Source organism: Bradyrhizobium sp. 76 (assembly GCF_023073025.1).
Taxonomy (GTDB): Bacteria; Pseudomonadota; Alphaproteobacteria; order Rhizobiales; family Xanthobacteraceae; genus Bradyrhizobium.
In genome coordinates, this window is sequence record NZ_JADPIS010000090.1 from 212,348 (window position 1) to 230,349 (window position 18,002).

Annotated in this window: 18 protein-coding genes; 11 read left to right on the forward strand and 7 right to left on the reverse strand. The window is 58.9% G+C overall.

Annotated features, from left to right (window positions below; translation table 11 throughout):
- Positions 1-70: 70 nt before the first annotated feature.
- Positions 71-391, forward strand: coding sequence for a hypothetical protein (locus tag IVB48_RS17605; RefSeq protein WP_247401230.1), 321 nt, complete (start codon positions 71-73; stop codon positions 389-391).
- Here the strand turns inward: IVB48_RS17605 and IVB48_RS17610 are convergent.
- Positions 369-1,055 (reverse strand): recombinase family protein, encoded by a 687-nt coding sequence (locus IVB48_RS17610; protein WP_247401232.1) that lies wholly within the window; start codon positions 1,053-1,055, stop codon positions 369-371. The genes IVB48_RS17605 and IVB48_RS17610 overlap by 23 nt on opposite strands.
- A gap of 747 nt (positions 1,056-1,802) precedes the next feature.
- Here IVB48_RS17610 and IVB48_RS17615 point away from each other — a divergent pair.
- The 3 genes from IVB48_RS17615 (at position 1,803) to IVB48_RS17625 (ending at position 6,089) form a co-directional block, all read left to right on the forward strand.
- Positions 1,803-2,897 (forward strand): transporter, encoded by a 1,095-nt coding sequence (locus IVB48_RS17615; protein WP_247401234.1) that lies wholly within the window; start codon positions 1,803-1,805, stop codon positions 2,895-2,897.
- A 255-nt stretch (positions 2,898-3,152) separates the two neighbouring features.
- Positions 3,153-4,130: an alpha/beta hydrolase gene (locus IVB48_RS17620; RefSeq protein WP_247401236.1), complete on the forward strand. Its 978-nt coding sequence runs from the start codon at positions 3,153-3,155 to the stop codon at positions 4,128-4,130.
- A 396-nt stretch (positions 4,131-4,526) separates the two neighbouring features.
- Positions 4,527-6,089, forward strand: coding sequence for a sigma 54-interacting transcriptional regulator (locus tag IVB48_RS17625; protein ID WP_346659009.1), 1,563 nt, complete (start codon positions 4,527-4,529; stop codon positions 6,087-6,089).
- Here IVB48_RS17625 and IVB48_RS17630 read toward each other — a convergent pair.
- The 6 genes from IVB48_RS17630 to IVB48_RS17655 all read right to left on the reverse strand — a co-directional run bounded on the left by IVB48_RS17630 (position 6,030) and on the right by IVB48_RS17655 (position 11,653).
- On the reverse strand, positions 6,030-6,464 hold the full coding sequence (locus tag IVB48_RS17630; RefSeq protein ID WP_247401242.1) for a DUF2721 domain-containing protein: 435 nt from the start codon (positions 6,462-6,464) through the stop codon (positions 6,030-6,032). The genes IVB48_RS17625 and IVB48_RS17630 overlap by 60 nt on opposite strands.
- 67 nt (positions 6,465-6,531) lie before the next feature.
- Positions 6,532-7,473 carry an HAD family hydrolase gene (locus IVB48_RS17635; RefSeq protein WP_247402994.1) on the reverse strand — a complete coding sequence of 314 codons (942 nt, stop codon included), beginning with the start codon at positions 7,471-7,473 and terminating at the stop codon, positions 6,532-6,534.
- A gap of 106 nt (positions 7,474-7,579) precedes the next feature.
- The gene (locus IVB48_RS17640; protein ID WP_247402997.1) at positions 7,580-8,497 is read right to left on the reverse strand and encodes a formylglycine-generating enzyme family protein; all 918 of its coding nucleotides are present in this window, start codon (positions 8,495-8,497) and stop codon (positions 7,580-7,582) included.
- 180 nt (positions 8,498-8,677) lie between these two features.
- Complete coding sequence (locus IVB48_RS17645) at positions 8,678-9,355, reverse strand: hypothetical protein (RefSeq protein ID WP_247403000.1); 678 nt, start codon at positions 9,353-9,355, stop codon at positions 8,678-8,680.
- Positions 9,356-9,434: 79 nt separating this feature from the next.
- Entirely contained in the window at positions 9,435-9,986 is a 552-nt protein-coding gene (locus IVB48_RS17650; protein ID WP_247401244.1) for a DUF992 domain-containing protein, read from the reverse strand.
- Positions 9,987-10,036: 50 nt separating this feature from the next.
- On the reverse strand, positions 10,037-11,653 hold the full coding sequence (locus tag IVB48_RS17655) for an arylsulfatase (RefSeq protein ID WP_247401245.1): 1,617 nt from the start codon (positions 11,651-11,653) through the stop codon (positions 10,037-10,039).
- A gap of 379 nt (positions 11,654-12,032) precedes the next feature.
- On the opposite strand from IVB48_RS17655, the gene IVB48_RS17660 reads away from it, so the two are divergent.
- From IVB48_RS17660 to IVB48_RS17690, 7 genes are all read left to right on the forward strand, one after another.
- The gene (locus IVB48_RS17660; protein WP_247401247.1) at positions 12,033-12,374 is read left to right on the forward strand and encodes an antibiotic biosynthesis monooxygenase; all 342 of its coding nucleotides are present in this window, start codon (positions 12,033-12,035) and stop codon (positions 12,372-12,374) included.
- A 50-nt stretch (positions 12,375-12,424) separates the two neighbouring features.
- A complete protein-coding gene (locus IVB48_RS17665; protein WP_247401249.1) occupies positions 12,425-12,784 on the forward strand; it encodes an HdeA/HdeB family chaperone in 360 nt (119 codons plus the stop codon).
- A gap of 66 nt (positions 12,785-12,850) precedes the next feature.
- Positions 12,851-15,301, forward strand: a complete 2,451-nt coding sequence (locus tag IVB48_RS17670; RefSeq protein ID WP_247401251.1) for an arylsulfatase — start codon at positions 12,851-12,853, stop codon at positions 15,299-15,301.
- Between the two features lie 79 nt (positions 15,302-15,380).
- Positions 15,381-15,767, forward strand: a complete 387-nt coding sequence (locus IVB48_RS17675) for a hypothetical protein (RefSeq protein ID WP_247401253.1) — start codon at positions 15,381-15,383, stop codon at positions 15,765-15,767.
- A gap of 20 nt (positions 15,768-15,787) precedes the next feature.
- Positions 15,788-16,183 (forward strand): hypothetical protein, encoded by a 396-nt coding sequence (locus IVB48_RS17680; protein WP_247401255.1) that lies wholly within the window; start codon positions 15,788-15,790, stop codon positions 16,181-16,183.
- A 61-nt stretch (positions 16,184-16,244) separates the two neighbouring features.
- The gene (locus IVB48_RS17685; protein ID WP_247401259.1) at positions 16,245-16,592 is read left to right on the forward strand and encodes a hypothetical protein; all 348 of its coding nucleotides are present in this window, start codon (positions 16,245-16,247) and stop codon (positions 16,590-16,592) included.
- 51 nt (positions 16,593-16,643) lie between these two features.
- Positions 16,644-17,963 (forward strand): TAXI family TRAP transporter solute-binding subunit, encoded by a 1,320-nt coding sequence (locus IVB48_RS17690; protein ID WP_247401260.1) that lies wholly within the window; start codon positions 16,644-16,646, stop codon positions 17,961-17,963.
- Positions 17,964-18,002: the final 39 nt, after the last annotated feature.

Genomic DNA, 18,002 nt, shown 5'->3' on the forward strand with positions numbered 1-18,002 from the left:
AGTAGTTTTGGCGCCGGTTTCGGTCTAGAATCAGCTAGATACCGAAGAGGATAGATGATCGGGTTATCCTATGGGAAGGCCGCTCGGAAGTCTGAACCGCGAAAAGCCCTTCAACGACGCGCTCCGGATTGCGTTGCGCAACCGGCCCTTGGCGCTTCGTAGGGTAGCGGACCAGTTGCTCGACAAGGCGGAGCAGGGCAATCTCGCCTATATTCATGAGCTGATCGATCGGCTCGATGGCAGGGCTGTGCAGGTCGTTGATCGGCAGGATGTTCCGATCCACGAGCTCAGCGATGCTGAACTCTATCGCATCGCGGCGAGCGGCGGATTGAGCCCGGACACGATGCTCCTGATCCCGCCTGCGAAGGTCAGGTCAGGCGATCTGGAATAGCGCGCTGCTCAAGGCGATTCAGTAATCTGATCACTTGGGTTGCCTGCCAGGTACCGCCCCGGGCTGTGAGGATCTTCCGGACATTCAGGATTGCAGAGATGCGCTTGGCGGGAAGACTCTGAAGAGGCTCGACGATCGAGCGAAACTGCTCGGCGCTCACGTCAGCTTCCTCCTGGCGCGCTCTCCCGATTTCAGAATTGCCGAGCTTCTGACCGCGCGCCTTGGCTGCTGCTAGGGCTTCCCTTGTGCGCTGAGCGATGCGCTCGCGCTCTTTCTCAGCCACCGCCGCGTGGATGTGCAGCATGAACGGGTCCACATCAGGCCCGAGCTCGGTGACGATGAAGGGGATGCGCTGCACCATCAATCCGCTTATGAAGTGAACGTCACGGCTTAACCGGTCTAGCTTGGCAATGATGATCGGGGCGGCGCCTGACTTGCCACCTCGGCCCAGCTTGCGAGCGAGCTTCATGGCGGCTGCGAGCTCGGGCCTGCGCTCCAGCGCATCAGAGCCTTTACCCGTCTCGACCTCACGGTACTCCGCCTCGATGCTGTAGCCGTGTTGTGTGCAGAAGGATCTGATAGCGGCTTGCTGGGCTTCCAGGCCGAGGCCGCTGCGACCTTGCTTCGGCTTTGACACGCGAATGTAGGAAACGGCTACGCGCATAGAATATTCATCCTCCCCGGAATTACACGTGATCGAGCGTCTATCTGTAAACACAGATCAGTATATCAGATGGGTCCGCATTTCGGAATCCGCTTTCTTCGGAAATGCAATTCGCCGTGCAACGACTCACGGCTCATCGCCAGCGTGGATAACGCGTTAGTAAGCGCATGGGGCTGCACGATTAGACCATCGAAGATTTCTGGCCAAAGGGGAGGGGGAGGGAAAATGTTTGCAGAAAGCATGCTTGTGAATAGAAAAGCCTCTTCCGAATCGGTTGCTCGAATTTGAACTGATCGTGCAGCACCGGCCGCCACTATAAAGAGCCGGGAGGGGGCGCCCGGAGACCATCCGCTATTCGGCCTGTTACCCGGACATCGGGCGGCGATCCGCTGAGAACTGCATGCTCTGTGCCTGAAGGACTCCAAAAAGCAGCGCCGCGCCCTATTTGTTTGCGATGCTGAAAGCGTTCGAGTTCTGCCTTCCCCTGGCAGCCAGAGCCGTGTCTGTGGGGCCCGACTGGATCCACGAAATTAAAATGTGACGGTTATCGTGCGCCACGAGATCTCGGAGCGCCTCCGAAATTTCGGAGTAACCGTTGCCTTGCAGCCACTCAACTACATTGAATCAGCCAACAGGTTCATTTGTCGTTTTGTCTGGGGCGCAGCGCGACTACCCTCCTTGCGCACGCCCAACAGCAGCATCAAAAAGGGCGGCGCGTTCAGTCATTGATGTTTCGGGAATCGCAACATGAACTGTGCCGACACAAGTGCATTGCGTCATTCCGTCCCGCTAAAGAAATCGGTGTTGCGGTCGTCGTCGGTCGTGACGTTGCTGATCGCGGGCCTTCTTGCGATAACCTCGTCTGCTTCGTTAGCTGATGAAAGTGGCACCAGCTTTTGGCTCCCCGGCCAGTATGGCAGTCTTGCGGCAGCGCCGGGCACTCCGGGATGGGCACTTGCGACGGTGTATTACCATACGTCAGTCAGCGCGGGCGCCGACGTTGCCGCATCGCGCGAAATCCAGGTCGGCAGGTTCAATCCCGCTTTGAACGTCAATCTGAACGCGAACCTTCATGCCAGCGCCGATCTCGCCCTCGTCATTCCCAGCTACACGTTTGCCACGCCGGTGCTTGGCGGCCAGTTGGCCGTGCAAATGGCAACGATCATTGGAAGTACCAGCGCCAACGTCAACGGAACCCTGACCGCTTCGCTACCGCCGTTCGGTTTGGTGCGGAACGAGAACATCAGCAATACCGTGACCGGTTTCGGCGATCTCTATCCGTTGGCGTCGCTAAAATGGAATGCCGGCGTCCACAATTTTATGACCTATGTCACCGGAGATATTCCGGTCGGCAACTACAGCTCGACCAGTCTGGCCAATCTCGGATTAGGGCACGGCGCCATCGATGGCGGCGGCGGCTACACCTATTTCAATCCCGCAACTGGACATGAATTTTCGGCCGTCGCGGGTTTCACGTACAATTTCAAGAACCAGACCACGCAGTATCAAAGCGGTGTCGATTTCCATCTGGATTGGGGCGCATCGCAATTCCTGTCGAAGCAGTTCTTTGTGGGCCTCGTCGGATATGCCTATGACCAGGTCAGCGCAGACAGCGGTGCCGGCGACAGGGTCGGTGCATTCGAATCCCGGGTCTTCGCGGTCGGTCCGCAGATTGGCTACATCTTCCCGATTGCCGGCAAGCAGGGATATCTTGGTCTGAAGTCATACTTCGAGTTTGAAGCCCGACACCGGCCCGAGGGCTGGAATACCTGGCTGACGTTCTCAATCTCGAACGCGGCGCCGAGTCCAAGCGCAGCGCCTTCGAGGCTCGTCCATAAATAGGGCATAGCATTTGCTCCGCTGCGTCCACAAAAAAGCTGCTGTCCTCCAGCCGGGGGTGATCCCGGACCGCCATAGTCAGACGAAAGGGTCAGTTCGTCAGGCTTGAAAGTAGTCAGCGTGAGCGTACCAGGAAATATCTTCACCGCGATAATGGCGGTCGCCATAGCGCTCGTCTGCGGATCTTGCTCGAATCGCCCCGCGCAAGGCGTACTGATCCCAGTATCGGCTACTGCTGAGGGGACTTCCCGCGTCCCGATGTTTGTCGCGACGACCCGACAGCGATCAACGACTGATCCGGGGGAGATGTTTAGTGGCGAGCGTGCTGCAGATGTTTCCTATGCAGCGATTAACGTTTCCATCCCGCCTGACAGCGTCCGGAAAATCGGTCAGGTTCAGTGGCCTGCGACGGCTCCAGGAGATCCCGCGCGCAATTTCGTCACTGTATCCGCGGACTATCTGGACAAAAGGTCCTTTGCGGCTTCGGTCGCTTTAACGGCCAGACAGACCGGGCGACACAAGGTGTTGGTTTTCGTGCACGGCTTTAACAACCGATTTGATGATGCAGTGTATCGGTTCGCACAGATCGTCCATGACTCCAAGGTGCCAGCGATCCCAGTCCTGTTCACCTGGCCGTCCCGAGGCGAGCTGAAGTTGCGCGCCTATACCTACGACAGGGAAAGTGCCAACTACTCCCGCGATGCACTTGAGGACCTGCTTGCGATGCTCGCAAGTTTTCCTGAAGTGACTGAAGTGAACCTCTTGGCCCATTCGATGGGGAATTGGGTTGCGCTGGAAGCGTTACGGGGAAGGGCGATGCGCGGCGGCCAAACCGCGAATTCACAGAAAGTCGACAAGCTGAAGAACGCAATGCTGGTCGCTCCGGACGTCGATGTCGATGTTTTCCGGATGCAAATTCAGCGAATGGGCGCGGCGAGACCGCGCATCGCACTGTTCGTGTCCCAGGACGACGAAGCGCTGAGCTTGTCGGGGAAAATCTGGGGTGGCGTAGGTCGGCTGGGCGATGTCGATCCCACACAGGAGCCGTATCGAAGCGAATTCGAGCGAGACAAGATTTTAGTCTTTAATTTGACCGGATTAGCCTCCCCTGGCGACACCGCCCATGATCGCGCGTTCGAAGACGTCACCTCCGTCATGGGAATGATCAAGCGCAGGCTGAGCGACGGTCAGGCGATGACCGAGCGCGGCTCTGGTCTGGGCGTTCAAATCGAGTAGCTACTGACCCTGGGTAGACCAATACCGGTTCGAGCCCGTTGTATTGGGAGCCACCAAGTAAACGCGATCGAGATGGGACAGCGAAGCTGACTCACCGCAGTCGCGAAACTCAAAACACGGTTTGGTTGCGAGTTGAACCAAAGCGTCGCACCCCTCCACTTTCGATTGCCAGCTTCCGAGCCAACCGTATGATGAATGTTGCTACCCGACACTCGACCAGCTGAAGGTTCCTGACGTCTTCGACCTCGACGCCAGAGAGGAGTACCGCATGCGCTCGGTTGAGAAGTACATGGCGCCTGACCGGTTCGGGCAAGCGGCACCTCGCGAATCGTCGGACGCCCCGTCGGTTCAAGAGTTATTTGCTTTTGAGCGAATGCTCGCGGATATCTCCGCGCGATTAGCAAACGTTCCCGCAGAAAAGGTCGAGTCGGAAATTCGGCTTGTGCAGGTGATACTGAGGGATTTCTCGGGTTTGATCGCAGTACTTTTGCCGAGTTTCAGGACAATGGCTCGCTCGTTGTCTTGTCGTCGACGGCTGCGGAAGGAATAGAGGCGACCCCGCATGGTCCGCTCCCTGATCAACTCGCATGGTTCACGGCTAGACTTCGTTCTGGTCAGAGTCTTATCGTTCAGGATGCCAGTGATCTCCCGCCGGAAGCGCTCGGTGAGGCCGATTACTTCCAGAAGACGGGCCTGCATTCGCATTTGACCATCCCGTTCCGCATAGGCGGCCAGGTGATCGGCGCGATTGCTTTCGCCTCCTTTAGAGAGACCCGCTCCTGGCCGGATGATTTGATCGCCCGGATCAAGCTCGTAGGCGAGGTGTTCGCGCACGCCATCGCGCGAAAGCGGGAGCAGGAAAAACTCACGGCCGCCTTGTCGGAAATCAAATTGCTGAAGGACCGTTTTGAGCGAGAAAATATCTACCTTCGACATGCTGTAGAGATCAATCGCCCGCAGGGTCTTACAAGCCACTCGCCAGGCTTTCGGGCCGTGATCGAGGAGGTGGCGCAAGTCGCCCAGACAAACTCGACAGTTCTGCTGCAGGGAGAGACAGGAAGCGGCAAGGAAGTACTGGCACAGGCAATTCATGATGCCAGTGCGCGGAATACCCGCCCAATGGTCAAGGTGAACTGCGCCGCGCTGCCGGCGAGCCTGATTGAGTCCGAACTGTTCGGCCGGGAAAAGGGCGCCTTTACCGGAGCGTTGGCCCGGCAGCCGGGCCGGTTCGAGATCGCCGATGGCTCGACCATCTTCCTTGATGAGGTCGGCGAACTGCCGCTCGAGCTGCAGCCAAAACTGCTGCGCGTGTTGCAAGAGGGCGAATTCGAACGGCTCGGTGGTAGCAAGACCATCAAGGTCGATGCACGCATCATTGCGGCCACCAATCGCCGGCTTGAACAGGCGGTAAGGGATGGGCGCTTTCGGGAGGATCTATTCTATCGCCTCAACGTGTTTCCTATTGAGGTGCCGCCATTGCGCGAACGTCGCGAGGATATTCCGTTGCTGTCGTGGACGTTCGTGAAGGAATTCAGCAATTCGATGGGGAAGCCGGTCGACGAGATCGCAGATGAATCCATGTCGGCTCTTCAGGCATACCATTGGCCCGGTAATATTCGTGAGCTGCGCAATATCATCGAGCGTGCGATGATTCTTAACCAGGGCTCAACGCTGTCCATCAAGCTCGCTCATACGGTCTTGCGACCTGTCGCCGTATCGGCGATGGCAGGGTCGCTGGACGAAGCGGAGCGCACGATCATTTTACAGGCGCTCAAGCAGTGCAACTGGCGCATCCGTGGGGCGACCGGCGCGGCGGCGCTTCTTGACGTCAAGCCAACGACTTTGGAAATCCCGGATCAAGAAGCTCGAGCTGCATCAGTAACAATGACTTTCAGTGCGTCATGCGTGGTGGTCGAGCTCGCTCACCGCAATTCGGACTTCCCGGGCAAAGTCGATTAGCGAGACGGTGAAGGCGCCGAGGGAAATCATGAATAGGACCGCAACCCCGACCTCGTGCTGAATCTGGAAGAACGCACTTGCGAAAGCGACTATTACCAGCACTGCCACCGCGATGCTGCCGATGACGGCCCAGAGGATCGCGCGATTCACCAAAGTCGCGCGCCACATCAGACGGGGCAGGTCGGCCTTGAGCCGGGACCTGACAGTATCCTCCGGCGGAATTCCGTTCAGCACGATCGTTCGATCGATGATGCGGTTCAATCGCGAAATCAGCACCGAGATGAAAGCCGCCAGCGCTCCGAGCAGGAAGGCCGGGGCCGCCGCCTGTGAAATGACCTGAGATAGCTGGTTGACGTTTGGCGTTTCGGTGATCATCAGAAGTCCCGGCTTTCGGTTGAGCTCTGCAAGCGGTCGGGGGCCGAAGGGAAGTGCTTATCGGTAGTCACTTGCTCCCGAACGGAAATATCTGTTTCCAGTCGGCCTTCATGTCGACGACGGTCCAGCCCATGGCGTTGGCAGTGTCGAGCGCCTTGTCGAGGCGGCCGATGGACGACGTGCGGTCGTAAGCCCATTCCCTTTCGGCGTCGGTATGGTGCACGAGGAGGGCGAAGCGAACACCTCCGCCGCCTCTTGCCCATTCGAGCATTTGCAGGTCGCCATCCGAATTACCAAATGCCGCAATCGGGCGGCGACCGATGTGCATCTGTATGCCGACCGGCTTGCCGGTCTTATCGTCGTTGAAACTGAGCTCGGGCATTTTCATGAGCACAGGCTTGCCGTCACGCAGTTCGAAGTTCAGCTTGCCGCTGCTGCCGACAGTCTGTTCGGGCGGCACCCCGTAGACCCGCTCGGCGAACACTCGCATGAAATCGATGCCACCCCCGGAGACGATGAACGTCTTGAACTCATTGGCGCGGAGATAGGCCAGCAGTTCCAGCATCGGCTGATAAACCATCTCGGTGTAAAGGCGTTTGGTGACGGGATGCCTGGCAGTGGACATCCATTCCTGGACGATCTGATCGAATTCCACGGTCGTCATGCCGGAGTGGGTCACCGTGACGATCTCGAAAATGGCGGCTTCGCCGCCGGCGAGAGCGCCTTTGAGATCGCCCTTGAGCAGGAAGGAAAACGGCTCCTTGTCCTTCCACTCGGGATGCATCGGGGCAAGCGCCTTAATGCGGTCGAGCGCGAAAGCGAGCTGGAAGTAGATCGGCTGCTCGGCCCACAGCGTACCGTCATTGTCGAAGGTCGCGATCCTCTCGGCCGGCGGCACCAGGTCCGGTGAACCGGCTTTGGCAACGCGTTCAACGAAGGTGACGATGGCCTTCTTGGTCGCAGTATCGTTCCATGACGGCAACGGATCGGCTGAACCGGTTTGTGCCATCGCGGGGAGGGCGAGAAGTACAGGCAGCGCCACAAAGGCGGACCAGATCGCACGGCGACCAATCCCGAAGAGTGTCTTACGCGATGTCACCATGGGCCGATCTCCTTCATTCCCAGTTTCGGACGACGCACCTAAAACCGACATGGCTGGTGGATGTGTCGATCGCCTCGGCATGGCGCGCGGCGGGACGATAGCGGCGGCAGTAATTCGGCGCGCACAGATGCGAGCCGCCCTTGATGACCTTGCGGGGAATTTTGATGCCGGGCTGACATGGATCGTAGCTTGCGGCTTCCGCCCCGCCCCGCGGGTTTTCCGGGATACAGCACGCTTTCGGCGCGTCGGCGTCGTGCTGCTGGGCGTACCAGTCGGAGGTCCATTCCCAGACGTTGCCAATCATGTCATGGACGCCATAGCCGTTTGGCGCGAACGCCGTGACCGGCGAGGTCCGCTCGTAGCCGTCCTCGTTCAGGTTCTGCCGCGGAAACTCGCCTTGCCAGGTATTGGCCAGATGCTTGCCACCGGGCGTAAATTGATCGCCCCAGGCATATTCGGCGCCATCGAGGCCGCCGCGCGCGGCAAATTCCCATTCGGCCTCGGTGGGCAAGTCCTTGCCGGCCCATCTTGCGTAGGCCAGCGCATCCGCAAATGAGACGTGGACCACAGGATGGTTATCGAGATTATTGATGCTGCTGTTGGGTCCCGTGGGATGCCGCCAATCGGCGCCCTTCAGGAAGGTCCACCATTCGCCCCAGTTGCGAAGATCGACCGGCCGCGACGGAGGAGTGAAGACCAGCGAGCCCGCGTACAGCATATGCGGCAGCGCGCCGGGGTAATGCCTGGGATCGGGAGGTATCTGCGCGAACGTGACGTGGCCGGTCGTCTTCACGAATTCCTTGAACTGCCGATTGGTGACCGGGGTGCGGTCGATCAGGAATGGATCGACTGCGACGCGATGAACCGGGGCTTCTTCCGGATAGTGTTTGTCGGATCCCATGCGAAAGGTGCCGCCCGGAATTGAGACCATGCCGGGATAACCGACCGGCTTGGAGTCTGCGAGATCGTTCTCGAACGGGACCGTGCTCAAGACTGGGCTCCTCGGAAAACATCAGCGCCGTCACTATGGCACCAATGGTTATCGCGACGGGCCGGCTGATGCCGATCCGTTGGATTATTCAGGCGATATTGGCCTTGCCGATCGTGCTCGTCAGTAACAAGGCGGATAAGGATAGTAGCCGCAAGCTGGCCGGGCATAATAGGGCGCAGGGGCGTAAGCATAGGGTGCACCGTAGGCTGCCGCTCCCACAGCGGCGACGCCGACGGCGGCGCCCGCATACATGGCTCCACGGAACGCCGTGCGCCGTCCAACGCCGGCAAAGGACATCGGCGTCATCGGCCGGCCGATAATGTCGATGAAGAGGGCGGCTCCGCCATCGCCGCCAGCAAGGTCGCCTTCAAGGACCTGAACATTGAACGACAGCTTGTCGCCTTCGAGTTTGGGAGATTTCAGCACAACCACGGCGTCCTTCACGGAGCCATCCTTGCTGAACACGGAGATTGTGGCGTTCGGCGGGTTTTTGGTAAAGCTGTCGTCGCCCGTGCCCCAGTCCGCGACGATATCCGCGGTGAGCTGGTGGCCTGCCGATCGCACCGGGCGATCGGCGAAAATAATGGAATGCGGCATCACGCCGATCATTGTCAGCGTATCTCCCTGCATTGTCGCACTACGTGAATTGAGCACGAACAGCGAGGGCACGATTTCGGGTTTGGCCGCTGCAGAGGGCGTGCCGATCGTCTTCATGGATGCAGTCTCAGCGAGTGCTGCGCCCGGCGTAGACAGCGCTGCGGCGAGGGCAAGCATTCCGATGATGCGGCTCGGTGTCATGGTGTTCATCGTTGCAATTTCCTTTGTGAGCTGTGCGGATAGCGATAGGCAGGCGCCATCGGATCGGAGACGCCTGGTCTCAATACACGGAGCGCAGTTGGAGCCCGGACAGCCCGAGAGTGACGTTGATCGCTACCGAGCCGTCTACCGAAACCGGCTGCAACGCGAAGGAGCGCCCGGACCCCCCGATCAGGACATTGACGCCGGCGCCGAGGCCGACACCGATTTCGCCGGTGGCGCCGATATATTCTCCGGCGAGTGCTCCCATTGGCGGACCGGCCGTTGGTGCGAACACGCCCCAGCCGAGCACGCCGCCAGCGCTGATGCCAATATCGATGCCGACGGTGTTGAGCGCGCCTTCATAGGCTTGCGGCGGAAAGCGATCGTTCTGGCTAAACCGACACTCCATCGACTGATGGCCGAAGATGATGAAGCCAATGCTGGGATTGAGTTTGCATGAGAGCATACCAATTTGCGTCCAGTTCGCCGGCTGGGCATGGGCTTCGGCAGATGCAGCGATCAATCTGCATAGCGTAAAGATCAGCAACCCGAGGCGCGTCGATCCTTGAAGGTATCGCGTCATGTCCATTCCCTGGTTGGCGGTCAAAGCGGATGGGTATTCAGAGCGCATCTCGATCGCGGGGGATGGCCGCGCTCTGTGGCCACCCCGGAGATATCGGCCTACTTGCCGCCACCGGTCGCGCCGCGCTCGACCGCTTGAAGGGCTCGCTCGATGCTCAGCGATCCGCCCACCTGGCTTGGCGGGTACTCCTTGAACGTTTGCAGGAATCTTCCCACGAGGGTGACGGCTGGAACCATCGTCCAGAGCTTCTCACCCCACCAACGGCCGTACAACATCGACTGATCCGGGTACTTTTCCCACGGGTCCTGCCGCAGGTTGGTCACGAGAGGAACGTTGGTTGATTCCTCCGTGCCCGTGAACAGGTTGCCCTTTATGGTCTTGAAGCTGAGCTTCCAGTCGGCATAGCGGACGGCGGTGAGGTCGCCGTTGTCGGTGAAGTAGAAGAATTCCTTGCGCGGTCCCTCGGCGACTTCACCCTTGAAGAACGGCATGAAATTGTAACCGTCGAGATGGGTCTTGAAGGTCTTGTCGCCGACCGTCAGGCCATTCAACAGCTTCCCCTTGATATCCGGCTCGCCGGCGGCGGCCAGAAGTGTCGGCAGGAAGTCCTCGCCGGCGATGATGTCGTTGACGATACCGCCGGGCTTGATGGTGCCCGGCCATTTCGCGACCATCGGCACGCGGAAGCCGCCTTCATACGTGGTGCCCTTCTCGCCGCGGAACGGGGTGTTGCCGCCATCCGGCCAGGAGAACGTCTCCGACCCGTTGTCGCTGGTGAACACCACGATGGTGTTGTCGGCAATGCCCGCGTCGTCGATCTTCTTCATGATCGAGCCGACCGCCGCGTCGAGTTCCGCTATGGCGTCGGCATAGATCCCATAGCCCGTCTTGTCCTTCCACTTTGGCCCAAGATGAGTCCACACATGGGTGCGTGTGGTGTTGTGCCAAAGGAAGAACGGCTTGTTGGCCTTGGCGGAACGGTCGATGAAGTCGACGGACCGGCGAACCAGTTCGTCGTCGACGTCTTCCATGTTGAACTTGGCCTTGGGATCCATGTTCGGATGGGGCGGCAGCGGACCGCCATCGACGATGGTCTGCTTGCCGACCTTGCCCCAGCGCGGATCGGTGGTGGCGTCGTCGACCGTGCTCGCCTTGGTATCAATGACATCACGCGGACCGAAGCTGGCGAGGAATTGTGGGCTCTTCGGATATTGAGGGTCATACGGCTCCTCCATTGCATTGAGATGGTAGAGAATTCCGTAGAATTCGTCGAAGCCGTGCACGGTAGGCAGGTACTCATTGCGATCGCCGAGATGGTTCTTGCCAATCTGAGCGGTGGCGTAACCGTAAGGCTTAAGAAGTTCAGCAATGGTCGGATCCTTGTCCTGAAGACCCTGCTTGGCAGCCGGCATGCCAACTTTCAAAAGACCGGTCCGAAATGGCGTCTGTCCCAGGATGAACGCGGCTCGTCCTGCTGTGCAGGATTGCTGCGCGTAATAGTCGGTGAACAGCGCGCCTTCCTTGGCGATGCGATCGATGTTGGGCGTGCTGCCGCCCATCATGCCTCGGTGGTAGGCGCTGACGTTCCAGATGCCGACGTCGTCGGCCATGATCACGACGATGTTGGGCTTCTTGGCAGCCGTTTGCGCTGACGCAGCTCCGTTAAATGCCAGTGGAATCGAAAGCGCCGTGGTCACGAGGAATTTCTTGAACATCAATGTGTCCTTTGTCGTGTTTCAAAATGCGAACGTATCGATCGACCTGCGTAAGTCTTGCTTCGCAAGAACTGGGCCAGCGTGCACTGCAGCACGCTTGCTATGGAAATGCTCAATAGATCAGTCCTGTAGAAATTCTGCAGCCGTTGTGTAGGTCTCCAACTTGTCCTCGGTCTCCGAGATCTCGGAGATTCATCCGAAGTTTCGGAGGAACGCTGGTGCCGGAACGGATGAGGACAACCTGATCGACTATCCAGCGTGCTGTTTTGATAGCGTTTTCTTCCGACGGCGGCTTGCGACGGAAGTTGGCGCACTTCTTGCGATGAGTGGGCGAGTATCGCGCGCTATGTATCTCGGTGACGGCCGAAAGAATTGAACCGTGATCGTCTTCTCCATGCAAATCGTCGCTCCGGACGAGAAGCGCGCCGAGATTCTGCGCACGCTCGGATCGTTGCTGGGTCCCACGCGGGCGGCTGCGGGTTGCGTGCAAGCGCGGCTCTATGCCGACCTCGACAAACGCAAGACGCTCTGTCTTGTCGAGGAGTGGGGCTCGCGCGAGCAATTCGAACGCAATCTCGATACCGCCAAGCTCAACACCATCGTCGCTGCCATTGAACTTTCAAGCGAAGCGCCGGTCGTCCATGTCGACACAATCGAGCGAGAGGCAGGAGTCGACACTCTGGCGCTGCATCGAACGGATCAGAAGCCGCTCACTCCTTGATCCGACATCTCAACCAGATGCGAAGATAGTTCGCGGGAAAGAAGAACACGATGCGAAAGATATTTATCTCGATCGTAATGGGTGCCGCGATGATGACGGTGAATTCGGGCGCAAAGGCCCAAGTGGATCTGAGCACCTATGCCGACCCTGAAGGGTTTCTTGATATCCAGGCGCTGACTTGCGCGCAACTCGCCGGGACCTGGCAGGATCAGGCCGACCTGCTGAGCTCCTGGTACAGCGGCTGGTACAACGGCCTCGCCAAGCGGCACTACATGGACATCAGGAAGGGCAAAGAGGCCGAGCATGAGCTGATCGTGTACTGCAAGGCCAATCCTCAGCTCCGCATTATCCAGGCGATCGATATCGTTTTCAAAAGCATGCGAGAGCGCGCCGGCATCAAGCTGCAATAGGCAAAGATCACCGGCTGTGGATTGGCATTGAACGAACCGAATCGAGCAGCAGAAGAGGGCCGTCACATGAAGATCATTACGACGCTTTCGATGGGCTTTCTTGTCGGGACAAGTTATCTGCCCGGCGCGCTGGCCCAGACCATCAACGGCACGTTGGGAACGCCGAGTGCCACCACCACGATCCAGGGCAATCAAATTCCGGTGGTTCCCCCAAAATTTGGTGGTGTGATCAAGGAAACGGCCACGGATTCCAAACCCTGGTGGCCCCCGACCGTCGTGCCGCCCAAGGGCGCTCCAAACGTGCTCCTCATCATGACAGACGATCAGGGCTACGGCGTCAGCGGCACATTCGGGGGCGTCATCCCGACTCCGGCATTGGACCGCATCGCCAAGTCGGGACTGCGCTACACGCAATTCAGCTCCACCGCGCTGTGTTCACCTACGCGAGCAGCGCTGATCACCGGGCGCAATCACCACTCGTCGGGCTTCGGCGTGATCACCGAACTCTCGACCGGCTTTCCCGGCTACGACTCGGTCATAGGCCCGGACAACGCAACGATCGGAGCCATTCTCAAGGGCAACGGCTACTCCACATCATGGTTCGGCAAGAACCACAACACGCCGGCCTATCAATACACAATCGCCGGGCCGTTCGATCAATGGCCGGTTGGAATGGGATTCGACTATTTCTACGGCTTCATGGGCGGGGAGACCGATCAGTGGACGCCCTACCTTTTCCAGAACAACAAGCAGATCTCTCCGTGGGTCGGCAAGCCGGACTACAACCTCACGACCGATTTGGCGGACGAGGCGATCGGCTACATGAAGGAGCTGAACGCCGCAGCGCCCGACAAGCCGTTCTTCCTCTATTATGTTCCGGGCGGCAGTCACTCGCCGCATCAGCCAAAAGCGGAGTGGGTCGAGAAGTTCAAGGGCAAGTTCGACAAGGGATGGAACGCGCTGCGCGAGGAGATCTTCGCCAATCAGAAGCGTCTGGGAGCCATCCCGCAAGAGGCAAAGTTGACCGAATGGCCGGATAGTCTCCCCAAATGGGACACGCTAACGGCCGACCAGAAAAAACTGTTCGCCCGACAGGCCGAAGTATACGCGGGCTATACGGCCTATACCGACTACGAAATCGGCCGTGTGATCCAGCAGGTCGAGGATATGGGCCGGCTCGACAACACCCTGGTCATCTACATCGACGGCGACAACGGCACGAGCCCTGAAGGCACGTTGTCTGGAACCCCCAATCAGTACACCTCCTACAATGGCATCCTCGACTTTCCGATCGAAGAACAGCTGAAGTTTTACGATGCATGGGGCTCGGCCGGCAGTTACCCGCACATGGCGGTCGCGTGGTCGTGGGCCTTCGACACGCCGTTCAAATACACCAAGCAGGTAGCGTCGCATTTCGGCGGCACCCGACAGGGAATGGCAATCGCGTGGCCCAATCGTATCAAGGATGCGGGCGGCGTCCGGAGCCAGTTCCATCATGTGATCGACATCGTGCCGACGATCCTCGAAGCGGCAGGCATCAAGTCGCCACAAACCGTCAATGGCATCAAGCAGAAGCCGATTGAAGGGATCAGCATGGCCTATACGTTCGACAAGGCGAACGCCAATGCGCCATCGAAACGAAAGACCCAGTACTTCGAGATGATAGCCAATCGTGGAATCTATAACGACGGCTGGTACGCCAATACGACCCCGCCGCACGGGCCGTGGATATTGAACGCACCGTTGCCGCCGATCGCCGAATACAAATGGGAGTTGTACAATATCAAGGAAGACTATTCGCAGGCCAACGATCTTGCGGCGAAGATGCCCGACAAGCTCAAGGAGATGCAGAAGCTGTTCGTGGCGGAGGCAGCCAAGTACAACGTCCTTCCCTTGAACAATGACACATTCGCACGGTCGTTGGCGCCGCGCCCAAGCGCCACGGCGGGCAAGACCATCTTCACTTACACCGGAGTAAATCCGGGAATCAATTCCAGCAATGCACCGAACATCCTCGGCAGATCCTACAAGATGCTCGCCGAAGTCGAGGTTCCCCAAACTGGCGGCGATGGGATGATCGCCACCATGGGCGGGCGCTGGGGAGGCTGGGGATTGTACATGCTCAAAGGCAAGCCGGTGTTCGACTACAACATGCTGATCCTCGCCCAATACCGCTGGGAGGGACCGGATGTACTCTCCGCCGGCAAGCACACGATCGCGTTCGAATACACCTATGACGGTCCGGGTATTGCCAAGGGAGGCAGCGGAGTCCTGAAGGTTGACGACAAAGTCGTCGCTACGGGCAAGCAGGCCAACTCGATCTCCTTCCTGCAAGTGGCTGACGAGACTTTCGACGTCGGGATCGATACGAGGACGGGCGTGAATGACAAGGACTATCAGGTGCCGTTCGCATTCGACGGCAAGATCCATAAGTTCACCGTCGATCTCGGGCCGATGCAGCTTTCCGAGGTGGAGCAGGCCAGGGTTCGCGCGGCAGCGGCCAGGGCGAGCGACTAGATCTGCCGGATAGCCGAGAAGGTGGCGCCGGCATTGCCTGGCGCCACTCTCCATTTCTATCGATCAAGCCGGTATGATCATGAGAAATTTGCTGACCATAACCGCAATCGTCGAGATAGGAGCGGGGGTGTCGCTGCTGAGCTTACCCTCGGTGACGGCATTGCTTCTGCTTGGCGCTGCGCTTGAGGCCAGTGCCGCCGTGAGCCTGGCCCGCGTCGGCGGAGCCGCGATAGTGGCGCTGTCGATCGTCTGCTGGCTGGCGCGCGACGAACAGGGACGTGCCGCACGGGGGTTGGTTTCGGCGTTGATGTTCTACAATCTTGCAGTCGCCGGTGTGCTCGCCTTTGCCAGTCTCAGTGATGGCCTGCACGGCATGCTGCTGTGGCCAGCGGTGGCCTTTCACGTCGCAATGGGCGCGTGGTCCATTGCGATATTGTCTCGAAGCCATGATCGGGCCTTGCCATGAATCCCATACGATGTATCGCGATGAGTGTTGCAGTCGGCTTTGTCATGATCCCGGCGCGCGCGGAGCCGCTTGCTGGCGCGCCCGTGGCGACCTCGGCATCCGAGTTGCCGACTGCATTCGATGCCTTGCCAGGCCGCTGGGTGCGACCGGATGGCGGTTACGTCATAGCAATCAGGTCCGTGGACGCTGGCGGCAAGCTTGACGCCAATTACGCAAACCCAAATCCGTTGCCGTTTTATGCGGCCATGGCGACCGAGGAAGGCGGAAAGTTGAAGCTCTTCTTCGAACTGCGGGCGGGCGGATACAACGGCTCGACTTATACGCTCAACTATGACGCTGCGGGGGGCAGGCTCACAGGCACGTACCATCAGGCAGTCGCAAGGCAAACGTTCGACGTGGTGTTCGTTCGCAAATAAGCCGATCAAGTCGATATTTCCGCAATGACGAAGGCAATGCTGAACCTGATAGGAGAGTGAAATGCTGCTTAAATTGTCCATGGCAATTCTTGGTTCACAGCTGATCATCGCTGTGTCCGACGAGGTTCCGAAATTTGATATCGCCAAGGAGTGCAAGATCGACAGCGCCGCGGCGTTCGATCCGAAGGCGGGCATGAACGGGACGATCAAGCGGTGTAAAGATGATGAGGAGCGCGCAAGGGACCAGCTTCAGGCGATTTGGTCGAGCTTTTCCACGTCAGATCGAACGATGTGCATCGGCGCAACGGTCGGAAACAAGGCAGACGCGAACTCCATGCCGCCGAGCTATGTTGATTTGCAGACCTGTCTTCAGGACCAGCAATTGGCTCGAAAGCTACCTAAGCAATGAGCCGCGAGACATCTTCTCTCGATTGGAAATCACGGCTGCAGTGCAGTGAACATGACCTCAATTAGATTGTCACTCTGGCTTCGCTTCGTCCTGATTGCCGGGCTGGCCGCACTTGCGGCCGGTGCGGGCCTCCTTGGCTATCGGTACTATACCAAGCCGGTCAGCCTGACGGTCGCGGTCGGCTCTATCGACGGAGAAGCCGCCCAGGCCATGTCGGCTATTGCGGGCAAGCTCGTCTCGATGAACGCGCCGGTGCGGCTGACGATCATCGATACCGGTACGGCATTGGCCGCCGGGAAAATGTTTGCCGCAGGCAAGACCGATCTCGCAGTGGTTCGCGGTGATGTCGGCGACTTGTCGGAGGCTCAGGCGGTCGTCGTTGTAAGTCACCTCGTGGCGCTCGTGATGGCGCCTCCTGATACGCCAATTGACAGCATGGGTAAGCTGAAAGGCCGCAATGTCGGCGTGATAAGTTTGGAGACAAATTCCAAGCTGGTGGATGTGTTGAGCAAGGAGTATGGCCTTGATGGCGCCAAGGTGTTCAAAGACGTCGCACTGGCCGATGCCCGGAGCGCACTGCAGTCAAAGCAGATCAGCGCACTGCTCGTCGTAGTCCCCTTGTCGCAAAAATATCTGGCGCTGGTGCGAGGGTTCTTTCAACAAGGACCGAAAGCCTTGCCGGTCCTGATCTCTGTCGATTCCGCCGGGGCGATTGCGCAAGCCGAGCGTGCATATGAAAGCTTCGACGTGCCAAAAGGTACGGTCCGCGGCGCGCCGCCGGTCCCGAGCGACGATCTCACGACGCTGCGAACCTCGTTATACCTGGTTGCAAGAAAGAAGCTCGGTTCCGATCTGGTCACGAGCTTGACCCAGACCATCTTGAATGTCCGCCGCGATCTCATGGTCGAGCAACCGATCTTTGCGCAAATTACGGCGCCGAGCACTGATCCGGATGCTTACCTCGCCGTGCATCCAGGTGCGGCCGCTGTCTACAACGGCACCACGCAGAGCTTTATGGATGAATACGGAAACTGGATCTACTTAACGCCAATGGTTCTGGGCGGAATCGCGACGCTGTTCGCGGCAATCTGGAAGTTTCTCGGGATCGGGCCTGCGGCAGCCGATGCTCCGCTGGACCGGTTGTACGCCATAGCCCGGCGGATACGGAGGACCGACAGTCTGGTCGAGCTCGGAGCGATCGAAGACGAGATCGACGAGGTCCTGAAGGGGCAGGGGGCTAAAGCCGCGGCCGGCGACGAGGCGGCGGTGGATGCTGTTACGTTGAATGTTGCGGCACATCGACTGGAGGGGTTGATCCACGATCGCAGGAAGATGCTTGTGAGCGGGCCAATTGTCTCCCCGGTCGCTTAAGTGTCCGATGGCGAGCCAAGCGGAAGAGTGGGCGTTGCG